This is a genomic window from Chryseobacterium sp. NG-CE01 (assembly GCF_055695505.1).
Window position 1 is genome coordinate 2,663,727 of the sequence record NZ_CM146369.1, and the last position, 19,973, is coordinate 2,683,699.

Below are 19,973 nucleotides of genomic sequence, written 5' to 3' on the forward strand. Positions count from 1 at the left end.
AATGAAAAAAAAATATATAATAATATCAGCGCTTATTTTAACTGGGATTTTTAATCAGAGCTGCAGCGACGATTTTATAGAGGTGGCACCTACACAGCAAGTCAGTGCGGAAGACTTATCTTTGTACAATAACAATGCAGGTGCTACTAGTTTTGTAAATTCTATTTATGCAAAATTTTTAGATTGGGATATGAGCACATTCGCATGGATTGGTGTAACATCAATAACCTCGGATGATGCTGATAAGGGTAGTACTCCGGGAGATACTGGATCGGATAAAGATATCTTGGATGCTCTTACTTTTACCCCATCTACTCCTTCTTTTGAAAGCTTATTTTCTTCAAACTATCAGGGCATTAACAGGTGTAATCAAGCCCTTAAATACCTTCCTCAGCTAGATAAGGCTGATGAAAGTTTAAAATCCAGATTAGCTGGTGAAGCTAAATTTCTTAGAGCTTTTATGTATTTTACATTAGTAAGATCCTTCGGAGGTGTTCCTTTAGTCGATCGTGTTCCCACTTCAAGTGTTGAAGATGTAGAAATGCAATTAACAAGAAAAACTAAAGAAGAAATTTATGCTTTTATTGAAAAGGATTTACTGGAAGCAGCAGCAGCATTACCCGATAAAACAGCATACGGTGGAGCTGATATAGGGCGTGCTTCCAGAGGTGCAGCACACGCACTACTTGCAAAGGTTTATCTGTATCAGAAAAAATATCAATTAGCTGTTGATCAGTGCAATCTCGTTACAGGATACTCTTTAACGCCAAACTTTATAGATATTTATAAAGTTTCCGGTGAAAATAATGCTGAATCAATCTTTGAAATTCAAGGGTCAGGTAGTGAAAAAGGGAAAGGTATTCAGCAGTACACCCAAGTACAAGGCGCCAGAGGAACAGGTGGCTGGGGCTGGGGCTTTAATACTCCTACTCAAAACCTATACAATGCTTATACTGCAGAAGGCGATACTGAAAGAAGAGATGCAACAATTATCCGTAAAGGTATGATTTTATATGATGGAAGAGTTGTTGGAGCAGACGCTGATAACGAATATTATAATTATAAAGCTTATTCATCAGCATATACAACACAAAGTTCTACAGATACAAATATTCGTTATCTGAGATATGCGGAGGTATTACTGATCAAAGCAGAAGCGTTAAATGAATTAGGGCAGACTGCTGCAGCTATACCTTTACTAAATCAAGTAAGGCAAAGAGCAAAGATAGCAAATACAACAGCTACATCGCAATCGGCTGTTAGAACTGCAATTTGGAAGGAAAGACGACTTGAGTTAGCATTTGAACATGATAGATGGTTTGATTTGGTAAGAACTGGGCAAGCGCAATCTGCAATGGCAGCTAATGGTAAAACATTTATAGTTGGAAAGCATGAAGTATTTCCTTTACCACAGAGATTTATAACAGAATCCAAAGGTCGTTCGGTACAGAATCAGGGGTATTAATTGGATCTGAAAAGAATTTTTATAATCAGAATAATATTCAAGATGAATATTATTCTGATTAATCTCAATTTTGACTTCTTTAACCATTTTCCTTTCTCGCAATATCTTGCTTAAATATAATATTGATTGGAGCCAACCATTAAAATCTAATTAATGAAATTCCATGAAATATAAGTCATCCACTTAAATTAAGTAAATTAATGCTATGAAGGAAGTTGGAATAATTTTAATCTGAAGTTTCATACATAATTAATGACTAGCTAGCAATTTATTTAATTATATTTAGGATTACTTAGAAGTAATCCTTTTCTTTATAAATGTAAAACATTGTAATATTAAATTATGAAGAGGATTTTAATGTCAATCACCTTAATATCATTATTCACAGTTTCCTGTAAAAATTCACAGACACCGCAACAGCAGGCTGCGAAATCTCAGGCTGTAAAAAACGGTATTACAGACCAGCAGTTAATGGACCGCGTGCAGAAAGATGCATTGAAATATTTCTGGGACTACGCAGAACCGAACTCTAAACTGGGACGCGAGCGCTATCACGAAGATAATATCTATCCGGACAACGACAAACATGTTGTGACCACTGGTGGTTCCGGGTTTGGCTTGGCAACCGTTCTGGTAGGGGTTGAAAGAGGTTTTGTCCCAAGAAAAGAGGCGGTAAAACGATTGACCATAATGATGGACTTCCTGGCAAAAGCAGATCGTCACAAAGGAGCATGGTCTCATTGGATCAACGGAGAAACCGGCAAAACAGTACCTTTCGGGAAAAAAGACAATGGCGGAGACCTTGTAGAAACGGCATTTCTAACTTCAGGAATTCTAATGGTCCGTGAGTATTTCAAAAACGGAAATGCTGAAGAAAAAGCGCTTGCCAAAAAATGTGATGAACTTTGGAAAGGAATTCAGTGGAACTGGTACACCAAAGGAGGCGAAAAAGTATTGTACTGGCATTGGTCGCCGGATTATGGCTGGGAAATGAATTTTCCGCTTGAAGGCTACAACGAATGTCTGATTACTTACATTTTAGCCGCATCATCACCCACTTATCCTATTGATGCTGAAACCTACTATAAAGGCTGGACGAGAAACGGAACGTACCTTTCAGACAAAACAAAATACGGTCTCCCGTTATATGTGAAACATAACGGAGCCGAAGAATATGGTGGTCCTTTATTTTGGGCACATTACTCATACATCGGGTTGGATCCGACCAATCTTTCGGATAAATTAATCAAAAATTTTTTCGACCTCAACAAAAATCAGGTACTTATTGACTATAAATATTGTGTTGAAAACCCGAAAAACTGGAAAGGTTACGGACCAAACTATTGGGGATTAACTGCAGGTTACTCCAGAAATAATAACGGAACAGCCGGGTACGATGCACATTTCCCTCAGAATGACAGAGGAGTAATTACACCAACTGCCGCATTGAGCAGTTTTCCGTATACCCCGAAAGAATCTATGGATTTTCTGAGATTCATTTATACGCAGAAGCCTGAATTTATTGGTTCGGCCGGACCTTATGACGCAACGTCGATCAATTATGACAACTGGTTTACCCCAAGATATCTCGCAATAGACCAGGGTACCATTGCAACGATGATTGAAAATTACAGAACAGGATTCTTGTGGAAATTATTTATGAATGCACCCGAAATTCAGCAGGGATTAAAGAAATTAAGCTTTAAATCCGAAAAATATAATATCAGGTAATTGATAATTATTAATATCTTTAACAGATACATATAGCAGAAAGCATAAACCAGATTTATTTTGGAGCTTGATCCCGCTTTCGCTACTCGCTTTTTCATTTTCGGCGGCGCGGCGAAGCCGCACCGCCGAAAATGAAAAGAGCTCAGACATGCCGCTCAATGGTAAGTTTGTATTAAGAAATATAGATTACTATTTTAGTTAAAAATAATAACAAAGAGAAAAGCAGCAGGATAAAGGTAAACGCTCAATTGATACTCCGATATCGCCCCTGATTTTATTCCCCTGCTGCTGTTTTCTTCCAAATCCGGATAGAACGTTGTTTTCGGTAAACTTTTACCATGGTGGATCAGAAGAAAACCTCTTTATAAAAAGATTGACGATGACAAAATTATCAAAAAAAGTGATTGGTGTGGATGTAGGAGCGAAGTTTTTAACTGTGAGCTTCAATGACAACAATAATCAGGACCAGGTGCAAAACATTGAAAACAGCCAGCGTTCGATTTTATCTTTTTTAAACAAATTTTCAACAGATGATTATTGCTGTGTTATCGAAGCTACGGGTAATTACAGCAGCAGAGTGCTTCATCTTTCTTTGGGTAAAGGCTTTGAGACGAGCCTGATTAATTGCATGTCGGTAAAGCACTTTGCCAGGATGAAGAATATTATCACTAAAACGGATTCTGAAGATGCTCGGCTCATAAGGCATTACGGGGAGATGTTTAGCCCTGAATGTTATCAACCCAAAAATATTGAGATTGAACATCTTGATCAGGAACTCAAATTGCTGAACGATTTGGAAGAAGAGAAACGCAGGTATAGTGTTAAACTTAAAGCTCTTCGCTTTCATCCTCACCTGAATCCCAATACAGAGAAGCATTATGAAAAAAGGCTTAAACAATTGGAAAAAGAGATCAGGGAGGTTGAACTACGTCTTCCTAAACTTCAGGATGATGAATTTAAGGAAGTAAAAGATTTAATACAAAGTGTCTCGGGAATCGGTGAGAAAACAACGCTTCAGTTAATGGCTGCCACTTCCGGTTTTAAGAATTTTGATTCTGCCAAATCATTGGTTAAATACTTTGGCTTGGCACCCCGGATTTACCAGTCCGGCAGGAAATCTTATTCACCGGGTAAATGCAGAACTTCTAAACCCCATATCCGCAGCCTTCTTTATGTTTGTTCTTGGACAGCAATAAAGCATAATGTACCTTGTAAAGAGCTTTACCTTCGTTTACTAGGAAAAGGGAAGCCCAAGAAATTAGCCTTAATTGCTGTTTGCAACAAGCTTCTAAGAATCTGTTTTGGTGTGGTGAAAAACAAAATGGCTTATCAAGCAGATTATCAAAAGAACTTGAAAATTTTAACTTAAATAATTTGCATATGAACATAGAACATCGGGGCTATTTTAGAGAAAATTCAATATTGGTCACAGGATCAAATTAAATCAATTAAAGCCGGAAACAAACATAAAAAGTAAAAATGAAATTGAAGCTGAAATACTTACCGCTTTTATTCCTGCCATTCTCATTGAGTGTCGGCGCTCAGGAAATAAAAGCAGAATTAAATAAAGAAGTCAGAAGACAGGAAAAGATTTCCTATATCCTCGACTATCCGCAGAATACCAAAGGAAATGTACCGCTTATTGTTTTCCTTCATGGTTCCGGAGAAAGAGGAAATAACCTGGAGGTCGTAAAAGCACACAGTCCGTTCACCTATAAAAACCTGATTAAGGAACCCGTGGCAATTTTAGCACCCCAATGCCCGGAATATACATGGTGGGATACCGTTACTGTATATGCTCTGATCAAAGAAATTCAGGCAAAATATAAAATTGATGCTTCCAGAATTTATCTCACAGGACTTTCAATGGGAGGTTGGGGAACGTTAAAACTGGCGATGGAACACCCCGAAATGTTTGCAGCAGTTGTTTCCGTTTGTGCACCTACCGACCGGGTCATGTATGCCAATATCCATCAGTACAAAAATATGAATATGAAAATTTTCCACGGTGGAATGGATGATGTAGTGCTTCCGGAAAACGCTTTTAATTTTTACCAGAAGCTGCATCCGGTAAATCCTTCGGCAGAGCTTACCATTTTCCCTAATGACAACCATAATTCCTGGGATTCAGCCTATTCCAATCCTGCACTATATGAGTGGATGCTAAGTAAGCGCAAAGAAAGATAATAAAAATGAGTTCAATGCTTCATACCTTTTTTTGTAATAGTTTATGTCCGAGATCTTTTAAAGAAAAATCCGATGAGGTAAAGGAAATCCATTACTTTAAAAATGATAAACTTCTGTTTTCTACTTTCTATGAAAAATCAAAACTAATAAAGAAATTTGATTTTGAGAATAAAGAAAGATATAAATCGGTCTTAAAGTACCATCAGAATTATCACTTTAAAACTGTTTATGCTGAATCGGGGGAAATTTCTTCTATGTACATTAGTATAGACGATATTTTTAACGATAATGAAAGGAAGAATTATCAAATTCAGTCAGAAAATGATTGGCAAGTTCAAATACTGGAAAATGGAGTTCAGGAAATCAGTCTTAATGATGAAGGGGTAAATATTTCCTATAATTTTCAGGGAGACAAATTGGTTAAGTTGATTTTTGATGTTGCTGACTATAAAGACTCTTATGTTATTAGTGCAGAATATGACAACTTAGAAAGGATGGTGAAGAAAGTTAAAGAATTTACAAAACAAGGCTTTTCCGAGTTAAATTGGTTTGACTATGATGATGATTTAATCATAGAGAGATCACATGAAAGTAATTTTAAGGTAAAAAAACTTAATGATCAGAAACTTCCTTTAATAATTATAGATTTTAACAATCATGAAGGGAAATTGGATCTTGTTAAGAAATATATAAGAGATCCAAATGAAGAAAATTTAAGTCCCATTATGAAACTGGTTCACCTTGAAACTTTTCAATATGATCAGTTTGATAACAGAACTGCCCATAACGTTATGTATTACCGACCGGATTTTTCACAAGAATATCTGACTTCCTATATTGAAGATCATGTGTATTATGATCGGTACAATATTAATTACGGATATTATTACTGTAAAACAAAAGAGGATTATGATGACGGTTCGGAATCTCTTTCTAGACTGGAATATCTGGAAAACAAGGTATATCAGTATACTGATGAGGTTTTAGAAGCAATTCATTACATAGAAAATGATAAAAAAGTAAAATCAGAATTTTTTAGTAAAGAATATGATTTTGAAAAAACAAAAGAAGACAGAAATGCCGAAATAAGTATCAGTGATATTTATGTGGTTGAAAAATACGATGAATTTGGAAATGCTGTGGAATCTTTTGTCAACAATAGAACAACCGGAAAAATAGACAACTATAAAATTGAAGTAATTTATCAATAGATTTAAACAAAATAGAACTAATTAAGAAGATAGATTTATGAAATCGAAGATTCACGAATTCCTTAAAATAATGAAGAAGTTATGAGAAAAAAGTTAATTGTAATCGCCATGTTGGCACTGGCTCCTGTATTTTCTGCACAGGAAATGGTATCGCAGCCTGTCCAGTCTTATCAGACGGCTCAATACCAGGCTAAAAAGAAAGCTTTCGTAGACAATCTTTTGTCAAAAATGACCCTAGACGAAAAAATCGGACAGCTTAATCTTCCAAGCTCAGGCGATTTTACTACAGGTCTGGCAAAAAGCTCAGATATTGGTAAAAAAATCGAGCAGGGATTGGTTGGAGGACTATTCAACATAAAAGGAGCGGATAAAATTAAAGCCGTTCAGAAAGTTGCCGTTGAAAACAGCCGTCTCAAAATCCCTTTGATCTTCGGAATGGATGTAATCCACGGATATGAAACCACGTTCCCGATTCCATTAGGGCTGGCTTCGTCATGGGATATGAACTTAGTACAGCAATCTGCAAGAGTAGCGGCCAAGGAAGCTTCAGCAGATGGGATCAACTGGACCTTCTCGCCAATGGTGGATATTTCCCGTGAGCCAAGATGGGGAAGAGTTTCCGAAGGTTCCGGAGAAGATCCGTATTTAGGAAGTGAGATCGCTAAAAATATGGTCTACGGATATCAGGGTAAAGACCTTTCTTCAGGAAACACTATTTTAGCATGTGTAAAGCATTTCGCATTATACGGAGCCGGTGAAGCGGGGAGAGATTACAATACTGTTGATATGAGCCACGTAAGAATGTTCAACGAATATTTCCCTCCTTATAAAGCAGCTGTTGATGCAGGAGTAGCTTCTGTAATGGCTTCCTTCAATGAAGTGGACGGCGTGCCGGCTACAGGAAGCAGATGGCTTCAGACGGAAGTATTGAGAAACCAATGGAAATTCAAAGGGTTTGTAGTGACCGATTATACCGGAATCAACGAAATGGTAGATCACGGAATGGGAGATCTTCAGCAGGTTTCTGCACTGGCGTTAAAAGCAGGTGTTGATATGGATATGGTAGGGGAAGGTTTTTTAACAACATTAAAAAAATCTCTGTCCGAAGGGAAAGTTACTCAAGCTGAAATAGATATGGCAGCAAGAAGAGTGCTGGAGTCAAAATATGATCTGGGACTGTTTGATAACCCATACAAGCATGGAGATGCTAAATTAGCAGCTAAAGAAGTTTTCAGTCAGGAAAACAGAAATACCGCAAGAAATGTTGCAGCACAGTCAATGGTTTTATTAAAAAATGAAAATCAGACGCTTCCTTTAAAAGCAACAGGAACAGTGGCCGTAATCGGGCCACTCGTAAATAATGCCATCAATATGACCGGAACATGGAGTGTTGCAGCGAAGCACGATAAATCGGTTAATCTGGTTCAGGGTCTTCAGGCAAACTACGGTAAAAATGTAAGATTCATATCCGCAAAAGGAGCCAATATCGATGATGATGCAAAGCTGGAAGAAATCTATGCGGCTCATGGTAAAAAGACAGACAGAGACAGCCGTTCAAAAGAAGCTTTATTAAAAGAAGCTGTTGACGTAGCCAATAAAGCAGATGTTATTGTTCTGGCCATCGGAGAATCTGCTGAAATGAGCGGAGAATCTTCTTCAAGAACAGAAATTACCATTCCGCAATCTCAGGTAGACCTTTTAAACGAACTGAAAAAAACAGGAAAGCCTATTGCAATGGTATTGTTCACAGGCCGTCCCCTTGCGCTTACCAATGTTAAAGATGCTCCGGACGCTATTCTTAATGCGTGGTTCCCTGGTTCTGAAGCTGGAAATGCGATTGCAGACGTTCTTTTCGGAAAAGTAAATCCTTCCGGAAAACTACCGATGACATTCCCGAGAAGTTTGGGACAGGTGCCTATTTACTATAATGCTAAAAATACAGGTAGGCCTTTAGATCAGAAGCTTGTGGATAAATGTGAATACCAGAGATTCCGTTCCAATTATATGGATGAGTGTAATACGCCGTTATATCCTTTCGGATACGGTTTAAGTTACACAAAATTCAACTATTCTGATGTTACAGTTTCCAACACTAATCCAAAAGGAAATCAAACGATTCAGGCTTCGGTTACGGTAACGAATTCCGGAAATTATGACGGATCAGAAGTTGTTCAGCTTTACATCAGAGATATGGTAGGAAGCATTACCAGACCGGTAAAAGAGCTGAAAGGCTTCCAGAAAGTAATGCTTAAAAAAGGGGAATCAAAAAAAGTGACCTTTAGCATCAATCCTGAAAATCTGAAATTCTACAACGGAGATCTGAAATACGACTGGGAACCGGGAGAATTTGATATCATGATCGGAACAAGTTCCGAAGATGTGAAACATTCAAAAATCAACTGGACAAAATAATTTAACAAGTCACTCATATTGAGTGACTTTTTTTGTGTCTCAGAATGAATCAGAAATTAATAAAGACTCAACGGAAAAACTCTTTCATTGAGTATGCTGCTACTTTTCTCTTGTCATGCACAACAGAATGGAGTCGGAAAACTGGCTTTTTCCGTAAATTTTCAGAAAATAAAATTAAAACATTCAATCCTTTAATTAGCCGATCCGCCATAAAACCATTTTCAAATCTCAGCCAAAAACCTTATTTTTGCATAGCTAAAAAGTAAAAGAAAGAATGAATTCCTACAAAAATCCATTGGAAGAGCGTTACTCCAGTGAAGAAATGTTATTTAACTTCTCACACAATAATAAATTCCGTACCTGGAGAAAACTTTGGATCGCGCTTGCTGAAATCGAAAAAGACTTAGGCCTCGAAATCAGTGATGAACAAATTGCAGAACTGAAAGCCAATGCTGAAAACATCGATTATGGTAAAGCAGCCGAATATGAAAAAAAGTTTCGTCATGATGTAATGGCGCACGTTCATACCTATGGAGATGTGGCTCCTTCAGCCAAAGGAATCATTCACCTCGGGGCAACTTCAGCATTCGTAGGAGACAATACGGATTTGATCCAGATCCGTGACGGACTTTTAATCTTAAAGAAAAAGCTCGTTAATGTTATTAAAAATTTAGCAGATTTTGCTATTGAATATAAAGATCTTCCAACGTTAGGATTTACCCATTTTCAGCCGGCTCAGCTTACCACCGTTGGTAAAAGAGCGACACTGTGGTTGCAAAGTCTTGTGCTGGATATCGAAGAGCTTGATTTCTTTCTGGAAACATTAAGATTCAGAGGTGTGAAAGGAACCACCGGAACTGCAGCGAGTTTCCTGGAGCTTTTCAACGGAGATTATTCTAAAGTAAAACACCTGGATAAAGAATTATCCAAAAGATTCGGTTTCGAAAAAGTATTCGGAGTTTCCGGACAGACTTATGACAGGAAAATCGATGCTAAAGTAGTCGCTTTATTAGGAAATATTGCACAGTCTGCCCATAAATTCACCAACGATTTACGTCTACTTCAGAACCTTAAAGAAATTGAAGAACCGTTTGAGAAAAACCAGATCGGTTCGTCCGCAATGGCGTACAAACGCAACCCGATGAGAAGCGAAAGAATCGGAGCCTTGGCAAAATATGTAATGTCTTTAACGACAAGTTCTGCTATGGTAGCTTCGACCCAGTGGTTTGAAAGAACCTTGGATGATTCCGCAAATAAGAGACTGACAATTCCACAGGCATTTTTAGCAGTGGATGCGATCCTTCTAATCTGGAACAACATCATGAACGGCATCGTAGTATATCCGAACAGAATCAACAAACACATTATGGAAGAGCTTCCTTTCATGGCGACAGAATATATCATCATGGAAGAAGTGAAAGCCGGTGGCGACCGCCAGGAAATTCATGAAGTGATAAGGGTTCATTCTATGGAAGCCTCAAAGCAGGTGAAAGTAGAAGGAAAAGAAAACGACCTTATCGAAAGAATTCTGAACGACCACACCTTAAAGCTGGATAAATCGAAGCTAAAAGAAGTGCTTGATCCGAAAAACTTCATCGGTTTTGCCCCGATCCAGACGGAAGAATTTATCAAAAACGAAGTACAGCCGATTATCGATCAGAACAAAGACCTGATCGGGCTCGAAGCTGATCTTAAAGTATAAACGATATGCAGTCTTTTGGGCTGCATATTTTATTTAAATAGTATGAAAAGATTTTCTTTTTTTATGATACTCATAGTTCCTGTGATGATATTTTCACAGAACCTCAAACCTAATAAAAAGATCAAATCAACTACGGATTTCGATCATGCTATTTCCGGAATTTCCGCTCCGGTGAGTCTAGGAAATTTCTCAAGAACTGCACTATTTACAAACTCTAAAAACGACAGTATTCTTTCTGCAGAATATGAGGATAAAAATATTGACGCTGCCTTCCAGTTTAAAATAGTTCTCGGATATCTTGATGAAGAAAGACTTTTTAATTATTACTTTGAAAACCTGAAAAGCAGACAATATACTCCAAGACAAACCGTAAATAAAGCAGTTGTTTTTAATGACGGTGATTTCCAGTTAAATGGAATAAGCACTTATTTTAAACATCTCGACAGGTTAGTCAACGTAAGAGTATATGACGCAGGGTTCTGGATGTTTGTTTCGGAGACAAGCCAGAAAGGAAATGATACTTTAGCATTGGATGCCATGCAGGAAGAATTTCTTAAAAAAATAATGCCATCTAAAATTGTTAAGAAAAACCCTTTGACAAGATACACGAATATTTATTATGCAAAAGCAGCTTTTCGGGATTCATTGATGCTAAGAAGTGCAATGAGCAGCTCAATGAATAAGTTAAAATGGGTCTACGACAATAGCAACAGGTATAAAAGAGCATCTGGAATTCCCGGTATATTTTTAGAATATCAGCTTGCCGGAATTAATGGTTTTATTGATTATAAGACAGAGCTAAATCCCAAGCCCAGCAATGGTGTTTATGAAACAACAAATCTGATTGAGTTTTTCACAAAATTAAGAAATGCGGGTTTTATGGACGAGTTTTTAATGGAGAGCTATTACTATCTGCTTGTCCCGCCTGAAAAACATCAGTTTGATTTTGAAGGTTACCAAAAGTGGAAATCAGACAATCCGATAGAGTATGATACTTCTTCTAGATATTATGTGATTGCCAATGTACGCAGGAAAACAGACCTCAGCAAAGACGAAGAATAAGTAATTATGTCAGCCAGATGAACAAAATGTTTTTAGCTTTTTTAGTAATGCCTCTCCTTTCTTTTTCTCAGAAGAAGGATGTTTTAGTATATTTTAAATCTAAAGATTCATTATTTGGGGTAAAAAAACAGGATGGTAAAATCATCATCCCGGCACAGTTTAAGATTTTCTCATACTTAAAAGACGGAGATTTGGTAAAAGGAGAGACTATTTATTTTGACGGTCCGAAAGCAAATGAAATCCCGGAAAAAAATGCCTGGGGATATGTCTACGACAGAAATGGAAATTTCCTATACCGGCCTTTTTTCCATGACAATGGAGCAGATTATTTCTCAGAAGGAGTGAGAAGATTCGTTAAAAATGGGAAAGTTGGTTTTGCAGACAGAAACGGAACCATAGTTATCAGACCGGAATACGATTTCGCATCATCATTTAATTACGGATATGCTGCCTATTGCAACAGCTGCGACTGGGAGAAAACGGAAGAAGAACATAAAGCAATCGTTGGCGGAACCTGGGGTGTGATAAATTTCAAAGGAAAGATTGTTCAGCCTGTTGCAAAATCAGAAAATACCATCGAAATTAACGGTAAACACTATCCATACCCTTTTTCATATAATGAAAAAGAAAAAAATATTCTCCGGTTTTTTGAAAAACAGAATAGAAATATCTCCGGGATATATTACGTTAATTATTACAATAAGCTGTCAGAAGATGAGAAGAAATTATTCTTTGAAATCGTAGAACGGCCGAAGGAAAACTTCCCATTTTATCAGGTAAATGCTTATGATTACCGAAAAACACAAGCCGGATTATCCGGTTATAAATTCCTGGTTTCAGAAGACGGTAAAACAGTTCTCGAACTGGAATATGACGATGAAAGAATTCCTTTTGAAAAATGGCTAAAGGAAGAAAGAAAAAATGCGGAGAAATTTCAAGAAGAACATCCGGATAACCCGAATAAGTTAATTTTGAAATAATTTTTTAGTGAAGAATTTCGGATTGATTAATAATAAAACTACTTTTGTAAATTGAACATGTAATATGTTGCAAAATCAGAACCATCAGGATTTAATGAAAGATTTAAAAGACCTTGTTGCTCAGACAAAAAGTCAGCTGGCAATTCAGGTCAATTCCGCGATGGTAGTTTTGTATTGGAAGATCGGGGATAGAATCAACAAAGATATTCTGGAAAATAAAAGAGCACAATATGGTAAAGAAATAATTGTGCAGATTTCAAGACAGCTTACTTTAGAATTTGGAAGTTCTTTTTCGGAAAAAAATATCCGGAAAATGATGCAGTTTGCATCTGTTTTTGATGATTTTCAAATTGTCGCATCGGCGATGCGACAATTATCTTGGACCCACTTTCTGCTGCTCATTCCTATTTCAGAAGATGTAAAAAGAAAATTTTACCTTGAAATATGCAAAATTGAAAACTGGAGTGTAAGAACTTTAAAAGAGAAAATTAATTCTTTACTCTTCGAAAGAACTGCAATAAGCAATAAACCCGAAGAAATAATTGATAAAGAAATCAAAAACTGGTCTGAAAACAACGTCTTAAATCCTGATTTGGTATTTAGAGATCCATATTTTCTGGATTTTTTAGAATTGAAAGAAACATTCTCAGAAAAAGATCTCGAAGAAGCAATCATTGTTGAATTGCAGAAATTTATTTCCGAATTAGGTACTGATTTCGCGTTTTTATCAAGACAGAAAAGAATCACCATAGATAACAGAGATTACTATCTGGATTTGCTTTTTTTTCACAGAAAGCTAAAAGCCCTTGTTGTTATTGAACTTAAGTTGGGAGAATTTGAAGCCTCACACAAAGGACAAATGGAACTTTATCTCTCTTATCTTAATACATATGAAAAAGTAGAAGGAGAAAATCCTCCCATAGGTTTAATTCTTTGCTCAGGAAAAAATTCCGAACATATCGAGCTGATGAATCTTGATAGCAGTAATATAAAAGTTGCAGAATATTTTTTGGTTCTTCCTTCCAAAAAAATCTTACTTGAAAAATTGCACCGGTCGATAAAAATAGCCAGGAATAAATTTGAAAATAAAAATAAGTCTAATAATATATAATATCTGACATCTAATGTCTCAAAACAAAAGAATTTTCGTAGAAAAAAGAGGAATTTTCGATGTGGAAAGTCCAAAAATTTTTGATGAAGTAAAAGCAGTGGTTTCCACGGTACAGCAGGTAAAAGTGTACAATGTGTATGATATCTTCGCACTGAATGACGGAGAATTTGAAAAGGTGGTCAACAGCACCTTTGTAGATCCGGTGACGGACATTCTTCACGAAGAAAATCCGGCTTCATCCATTCATTTTGCCATGGAGTTTTTGCCCGGACAATACGATCAGCGCGCAGATTCTGCACAACAGTGTATTGCGTTGCTTACTGAAAATGAGAAGTCTAAAGTAAGAAGTGGTAAGCTGATAGAATTTGAAGGAATTTCAGAATCGGATTTGGTTAAAATTAAAGAACTGCTTATCAATAAAGTGGAATCTCAGGAAAAAGATTTAACCATTTTAGACATTCCTGCGGAAGAAGCGCCGTCAAAAGTTATCACCCACGAAAATTTTATCAGTTTTGATGATGCGCAGCTGGAAAATTTCTACAAAAACCACGGATTTGCACTAGGACTGGATGATCTTAAATTCATTCAGGAATATTTTAAGTCGGAAAACAGAAATCCTACGGAAACCGAACTTAAAGTTCTGGATACCTATTGGAGCGATCACTGCCGTCATACCACCTTTGAAACAGAACTGTCGAATATTGAATTTGAAGGACAGTTTAAACATACATTGGAAACTATTTTCAATGATTATATCGAAAAAAGAAAATTCCTGGGCCGCGAATTAAAGCCCATTTCCCTGATGGACTTAGCGACGGTTTGCGCAAGGTATTTCCATAAAACAGGCAATCTGGAGAACCTCGTGGTTTCAGATGAGATCAATGCCTGTACCATCCAGATTGAAGCAGAATACGACGGTAAAAAAGAACCTTGGTATTTATTATTTAAAAACGAAACCCACAACCACCCGACAGAAATTGAACCTTTCGGTGGAGCATCGACCTGTCTTGGAGGTGCGATCAGAGATCCTTTGTCAGGACGTTCTTTTGTATTTCAGGCGATGAGATTAACGGGGGCAGCAGATGTGCTGGAGCCGGTTGATCAGACTTTGCCGGGTAAATTACCTCAGAAAACCATCACAAAACAGGCGGCAAACGGATACTCTTCTTACGGTAACCAGATCGGTTTGGCAACAACTATGGTTTCTGAAATCTATGATGAAGGGTATAAAGCCAAAAGAATGGAAGTTGGCTTCGTTGCCGGAGCAGTTCCTGTAGACTGGGTAAGACGCGAAAAACCTGAAGCCGGCGATTCAATCATTATTTTAGGAGGAGCCACCGGCCGCGACGGAGTAGGCGGAGCAAGCGGAAGTTCTAAAGAGCAGGACGAAACCTCAATCCACACCATGAGTTCTGAAGTTCAGAAAGGAAATGCCGTTGAAGAACGTAAAATCCAGAGATTATTCAGAAATCCTGAAGTGACAAGGCTGATCAAAAAATCAAATGACTTCGGAGCTGGAGGAGTTTCTGTAGCAATTGGGGAAATTGCTGATTCTTTGGAAGTTAATTTGGATGTTTTACCTTTAAAATACGAAGGTCTGAACGGAACGGAACTCGCTATTTCCGAATCTCAGGAAAGAATGGCAGTTGTTGTGGAGCCGAAAGATAAAGAACAGTTCATAAAATTCTGTGAAGCAGAAAATATTGTAGCCGTTGAAGTGGCGAAAGTTACCGATTCCGGAAGAATGCAGATGTTCTGGAAAGGAAATAAAATTGTTGACCTTTCAAGGGCATTTTTAGATACCAATGGTTGTTCAAAAAGCCAGGAAGTTAAAATTACCCATCTTAACGAAATAAAAGAAGAAACACCTTCATTCAATGAAGAGAATTTCTTAAAAATATTAAGTGAAAAAAATGTAGCGTCTCAAAAAGGGCTGCTGGAAATGTTCGATTCCTCTATCGGAGCGACTACCGTTGCGATGCCTTTAGGCGGAAAATACCAGCAGACTTTGATGGAAGGAAGTGTTCAGACATTACCAATCATCGGGGCCAAAGATATTGAAACGGTTTCTTTGGCAAGCTGGGGATTTGATGCTGAAATTTCAAAGCAAAACTCATTGCTTGGAGCGTCATATGCAGTTGTGGAAAGTGTGGCGAAAATCGTAGCGATGGGTGGCGATTACAAAAATATCAGATTCAGTTTCCAGGAATATTTTGAAAAATTAGGTCAGAACCCTGAAAAGTGGGGCAAACCGTTGGCTTCTCTTTTGGGAGCTTATGATGCTCAGATCAACTTCGGGCTTGCTGCAATTGGAGGTAAAGATTCTATGAGTGGAACGTATCAGGATTTGAATGTTCCCCCAACTTTGATCTCCTTTGCCTGTGCCAATGGAGAAAAAACAACGATCATCTCTCCTGAATTTAAAAATGAAGGAAATAACATATATTTCTTCAACCATATCCCACAGGAAAACGGACTTCCGAATTACGATGCTTTAAAAGAAATCTATGAACTTATTTTCGAAAATATTAAAGCCGGAAAAATCGTTTCTGTAAAAACGGTGAAAGAAGGCGGAGTTGCCGTTGCCTTAGCAAAAATGAGCTTCGGAAACAGATTGGGAGCAGAGATTACAGTAGATGATGCTTCTACATTGCTCAGCAAGCAAATTGGTAGTTTAATTATAGAATCTAAAGAAGAATTAAGTTCTGTAAACCTTCAGCTGATCGGAAAAGTAGTTTCGGATGAAACTTTAACGATCAACCAACAATCAATAGCCATTGACAAACTTTTGGCTGCTAACACCAATACCTTCGAAAATCTTTTCCCAACGGTGGAAAAAGAAAAAATCACGGTTGAACTTGACGAAAAATTAAATTCCGTCAATCCAAGAAATATCATCATCAAAAAACACGGAATTGCTCAGCCGAAAGTCTTTGCACCGGTATTCCCGGGAACGAACTGTGAATACGATACATTGAATGCCTTTGCCAAAGAAGGTGCTGTTATAAGCAGTCTGCCGTTAATCAATATTAATCACCAATTGTTGGATGAAAGTATTGATGCATGGGTTAAAGAAATCGCTTCATCCCAGATTTTAGCATTCTCAGGAGGTTTCTCTGCCGGTGACGAACCGGACGGTTCTGCAAAATTCATCGTCAACGTTCTGAAAAACGAAAAGATGAGAAATGCCGTTCATGAGCTGCTGGACAGAGACGGGATGATCATCGGGATCTGTAACGGATTCCAGGCGTTGGTAAAATCAGGATTGTTACCTTATGGAAGAATAAAAGATTTAGATGAAAATTCACCGACGTTGGCGCACAATGCCATCAGAAGACATATTTCCCAGATGGTGAACGTAAAAGTCACAAATGACGAGTCACCTTGGTTAAAAGGCATGAAAGATCAGGTTTTCACTATCCCGATTTCTCACGGGGAGGGACGTTTCATAGCATCCGAGGCGGAAATTCAGAAGCTGTATGAAAACGGACAGATTGCAACGCAATACCTGGATCTTGATGGAAATATCGCCCACGGAATGCCGTTCAACCCAAATAATTCATTATTCGGAATTGAAGGAATAACAAGTCCGGAGGGGAAAATTTTCGGAAGAATGGGCCATCCTGAACGTTTTGCAGAAGGGTTGATGAAAAATATTCCTACAGCGAATTATCACAACATCTTCAAAAACGGAGTGGAATACTTTAAATAAGCTGCTGGTTTTAGTAAGCTTTTGGCTTCAGAATGTTAAAAATAAAATGAATAATAATTCAAATAAACAAATGACTGTCATCAATGGCAGTCATTTTTCTACCCTGGAAGGTTTCTATGATGAGGTTTCCGGACTTTTCATAAAGGATGAAGACTGGAAGATCGGAACGCTGGATGGATTTAATGACATCTTATATGGCTTTCAGGGCGAAATTATATGGAAAGGTTCCAAAAAGTCTAAAGAAGAGTTAGGTTTTGAGGTAACTAAAAAATTTTATGAAAATAAAATCCTGCAGGGAAAGCCTTTTAACATAAAATTGATTCAGCAAAAACTGGATGATCTTGCTGCAGGAAACGGACAGGCGCTATTTGAAATTTTAATTGAAATTATTGAATCTCATAAGAATATTACGCTCATTTTAGATTAATTCATGATATCATTAAAGTTATCAAATAGCTAAGATCATTTAATAAATCAGTAAAAATCATTTTAAATAAAGTACATTAGAATTCCGGAATGTTATGAGGAGTTTGCCGAAGCATCCTGATCTATTACTGCAATTTTATCGCTGACAATTATTTATTTTAAAAAACATTTTTCAATGCCCAATTTATTTTCATACGGAACACTACAAAAAGAACAGGTTCAGATCGAAACTTTCGGACGGATTTTACACGGACAGGAAGATATTCTGACGGGTTACAGACTTGAAATGCTGGAAATTACAGATCCTGAAGTTTTACGGAAAAGCAACCAGAAATATCATCCTATTTTGGTGTTTTCGGGAAATCCCGAAGATCAGGTAGAAGGCATTCTGTTTGAAGTAACAGATGAAGAAATCCTACAGGCCGACGAATATGAAGTGGATGATTACAAAAGAATTGAAACGGTTTTCAGATCCGGCAAATCCGGATTTATATATGTGGGAAAATAATCCGCTTGTGAAAATAAAGCCTGTCAGAACTGCTGACAGGCTATTTTATTGAGTTTTATTTTAATTTACTGAACATTTATCCATAAATCTCCTCCAAACATAAAAGCATCAGCATTGAAACTATAGTTTGTACCATTGAGGCTTCCCGTACCTGCAATACTTGCAGGCACTCCTGTACAGCTGTTATAAAAGCCTACAGATCCGCCAAGAGTTGGCGTGATTGGGCCGGGATTAAGAGGGTCGCTGAGTGAGAATTTTATATAGCTCCATCTTTGGGCACTTGCTATAATCGGAGGATAAGAAAGTACATCGGGAGACCAGTGATCTATAGGATAAGGGTGTCCTGCTGCTGAAGTTGAATTGATATAAGTAGTGTAGCTGGCAATTTCATTGGGAGGTAAATGTACAAGATCCAGTGCTTGTACACCTGCGCTGCAGGTGGACGGAACAACGGTAAAAATCGTATAGTATAAATCCAGCTTATGATTGATAATATCATTAAAAATATGCAAATTGCCTGACCCGTTTTGCGCAAATGCAGATGATCCTAAAGCTAAACCAAATATAATTGTGAATATTTTTTTCATGTAATTAGTTTTTAGAATTTTGATTAATTTTTTGAAGTTTTTCATTGTAGATCTTTACTGCCCATGTTAAAATCTTATCCCTGTCGCCTTGCGTATTTTGGGTAATTTCCCTGTCTTTTACCCCTGTGGATTTTATCAGTTCTAATGCCGAAGGAATCAGAATATCTTTTCTTCTGTCGCTTAATTCAAGAGATTTTTTGTTCCTGAGTTCTTCAGGAGTTTCACGGTTCTCGGGTCTGGATAAGCTTTTGATGGACTTTTCAAAATTCAGAACTTCTTCACTTTTTGTCGTGCTCATCGGGTTGAGAGTAGATGTTTCGGTGCTGCACGAAATAAATCCTGCCAATAGAATGACATAGAGTAATTTGACTTTCATATTATTAATTTGTTTATTGTGAAACAAATATATGAAATAATTTATCATTATATAGTGATAAATTACTTTTATTGCAGAAATATTAATATAAAAATGTTTTTAGATTAAAAAATTATCAATCTTAGAATAAAAATTAAAATAATGATAATTCTGAGATGTATTTCCAGTAGACTAAAGCTCCAACAACAACAGAAACGACTGTCATTAAAATAACTGCTCCGGCAGAAATATCTTTAATAAAACCGATCCGTTTGTCAAATTCGGGTTCAATAATGTCACAAATCCGCTCAACAGCTGTATTGAAGATCTCGGCGGCCAAAACGCCTGAAGAAACAATGATGATAAGAGCTGCATCAGTGGCAGTCAATTTTAAATAAAAAATCAGAAAAATATTAACAAAGAAAGCGAAGGCTTCAATCTGGAAGTTTCTTTCACTTCTCGCCATCATGTATACACCGCGGAAAGCATTGAAAAAACTTGTATAAAGAGGCGGTTTTCGCATA

The 19,973-nt window shown here is 37.3% G+C and carries 16 protein-coding genes; 13 read left to right on the top strand and 3 right to left on the bottom strand.

Going from position 1 to position 19,973, the window contains the following annotated elements; all coding sequences use genetic code 11:
- The first annotated feature begins 1 nt into the window (after position 1).
- The 13 genes from ACYT6F_RS12465 to ACYT6F_RS12525 all read left to right on the top strand — a co-directional run bounded on the left by ACYT6F_RS12465 (position 2) and on the right by ACYT6F_RS12525 (position 18,507).
- Positions 2-1,465, top strand: coding sequence for a RagB/SusD family nutrient uptake outer membrane protein (locus ACYT6F_RS12465; protein WP_472597992.1), 1,464 nt, complete (start codon positions 2-4; stop codon positions 1,463-1,465).
- Between the two features lie 342 nt (positions 1,466-1,807).
- Positions 1,808-3,196, top strand: a complete 1,389-nt coding sequence (locus tag ACYT6F_RS12470; RefSeq protein ID WP_472597993.1) for a glucoamylase family protein — start codon at positions 1,808-1,810, stop codon at positions 3,194-3,196.
- A 379-nt stretch (positions 3,197-3,575) separates the two neighbouring features.
- Complete coding sequence (locus ACYT6F_RS12475) at positions 3,576-4,565, top strand: IS110 family RNA-guided transposase (protein WP_472597994.1); 990 nt, start codon at positions 3,576-3,578, stop codon at positions 4,563-4,565.
- A 110-nt stretch (positions 4,566-4,675) separates the two neighbouring features.
- A complete protein-coding gene (locus ACYT6F_RS12480; RefSeq protein ID WP_472597995.1) occupies positions 4,676-5,383 on the top strand; it encodes a carboxylesterase family protein in 708 nt (235 codons plus the stop codon).
- A 14-nt stretch (positions 5,384-5,397) separates the two neighbouring features.
- Entirely contained in the window at positions 5,398-6,594 is a 1,197-nt protein-coding gene (locus tag ACYT6F_RS12485; protein ID WP_472597996.1) for a hypothetical protein, read from the top strand.
- An 81-nt stretch (positions 6,595-6,675) separates the two neighbouring features.
- Entirely contained in the window at positions 6,676-9,006 is a 2,331-nt protein-coding gene (gene bglX / locus ACYT6F_RS12490; protein ID WP_472597997.1) for a beta-glucosidase BglX, read from the top strand.
- Positions 9,007-9,280: 274 nt separating this feature from the next.
- A complete protein-coding gene (purB, locus tag ACYT6F_RS12495; RefSeq protein WP_472597998.1) occupies positions 9,281-10,708 on the top strand; it encodes an adenylosuccinate lyase in 1,428 nt (475 codons plus the stop codon).
- A gap of 63 nt (positions 10,709-10,771) precedes the next feature.
- Entirely contained in the window at positions 10,772-11,770 is a 999-nt protein-coding gene (locus ACYT6F_RS12500; protein ID WP_472597999.1) for a hypothetical protein, read from the top strand.
- Between the two features lie 26 nt (positions 11,771-11,796).
- On the top strand, positions 11,797-12,750 hold the full coding sequence (locus ACYT6F_RS12505; RefSeq protein WP_472598000.1) for a WG repeat-containing protein: 954 nt from the start codon (positions 11,797-11,799) through the stop codon (positions 12,748-12,750).
- Between the two features lie 64 nt (positions 12,751-12,814).
- Positions 12,815-13,861 (top strand): PDDEXK nuclease domain-containing protein, encoded by a 1,047-nt coding sequence (locus ACYT6F_RS12510; RefSeq protein ID WP_472598001.1) that lies wholly within the window; start codon positions 12,815-12,817, stop codon positions 13,859-13,861.
- Positions 13,862-13,874: 13 nt separating this feature from the next.
- Positions 13,875-17,573, top strand: a complete 3,699-nt coding sequence (locus ACYT6F_RS12515) for a phosphoribosylformylglycinamidine synthase (RefSeq protein WP_472598002.1) — start codon at positions 13,875-13,877, stop codon at positions 17,571-17,573.
- A gap of 46 nt (positions 17,574-17,619) precedes the next feature.
- The gene (locus ACYT6F_RS12520) at positions 17,620-18,000 is read left to right on the top strand and encodes a barstar family protein (RefSeq protein WP_472598003.1); all 381 of its coding nucleotides are present in this window, start codon (positions 17,620-17,622) and stop codon (positions 17,998-18,000) included.
- 174 nt (positions 18,001-18,174) lie between these two features.
- Positions 18,175-18,507, top strand: coding sequence for a gamma-glutamylcyclotransferase family protein (locus ACYT6F_RS12525; RefSeq protein ID WP_472598004.1), 333 nt, complete (start codon positions 18,175-18,177; stop codon positions 18,505-18,507).
- Between the two features lie 65 nt (positions 18,508-18,572).
- On the opposite strand, the gene ACYT6F_RS12530 is transcribed toward ACYT6F_RS12525, so the two are convergent.
- From ACYT6F_RS12530 to ACYT6F_RS12540, 3 genes are all read right to left on the bottom strand, one after another.
- Complete coding sequence (locus ACYT6F_RS12530) at positions 18,573-19,094, bottom strand: hypothetical protein (RefSeq protein WP_472598005.1); 522 nt, start codon at positions 19,092-19,094, stop codon at positions 18,573-18,575.
- Positions 19,095-19,098: 4 nt separating this feature from the next.
- Complete coding sequence (locus ACYT6F_RS12535; RefSeq protein ID WP_472598006.1) at positions 19,099-19,470, bottom strand: hypothetical protein; 372 nt, start codon at positions 19,468-19,470, stop codon at positions 19,099-19,101.
- A gap of 133 nt (positions 19,471-19,603) precedes the next feature.
- On the bottom strand, positions 19,604-19,972 hold the full coding sequence (locus ACYT6F_RS12540; RefSeq protein ID WP_472598007.1) for a diacylglycerol kinase: 369 nt from the start codon (positions 19,970-19,972) through the stop codon (positions 19,604-19,606).
- Position 19,973 lies beyond the last annotated feature (1 nt).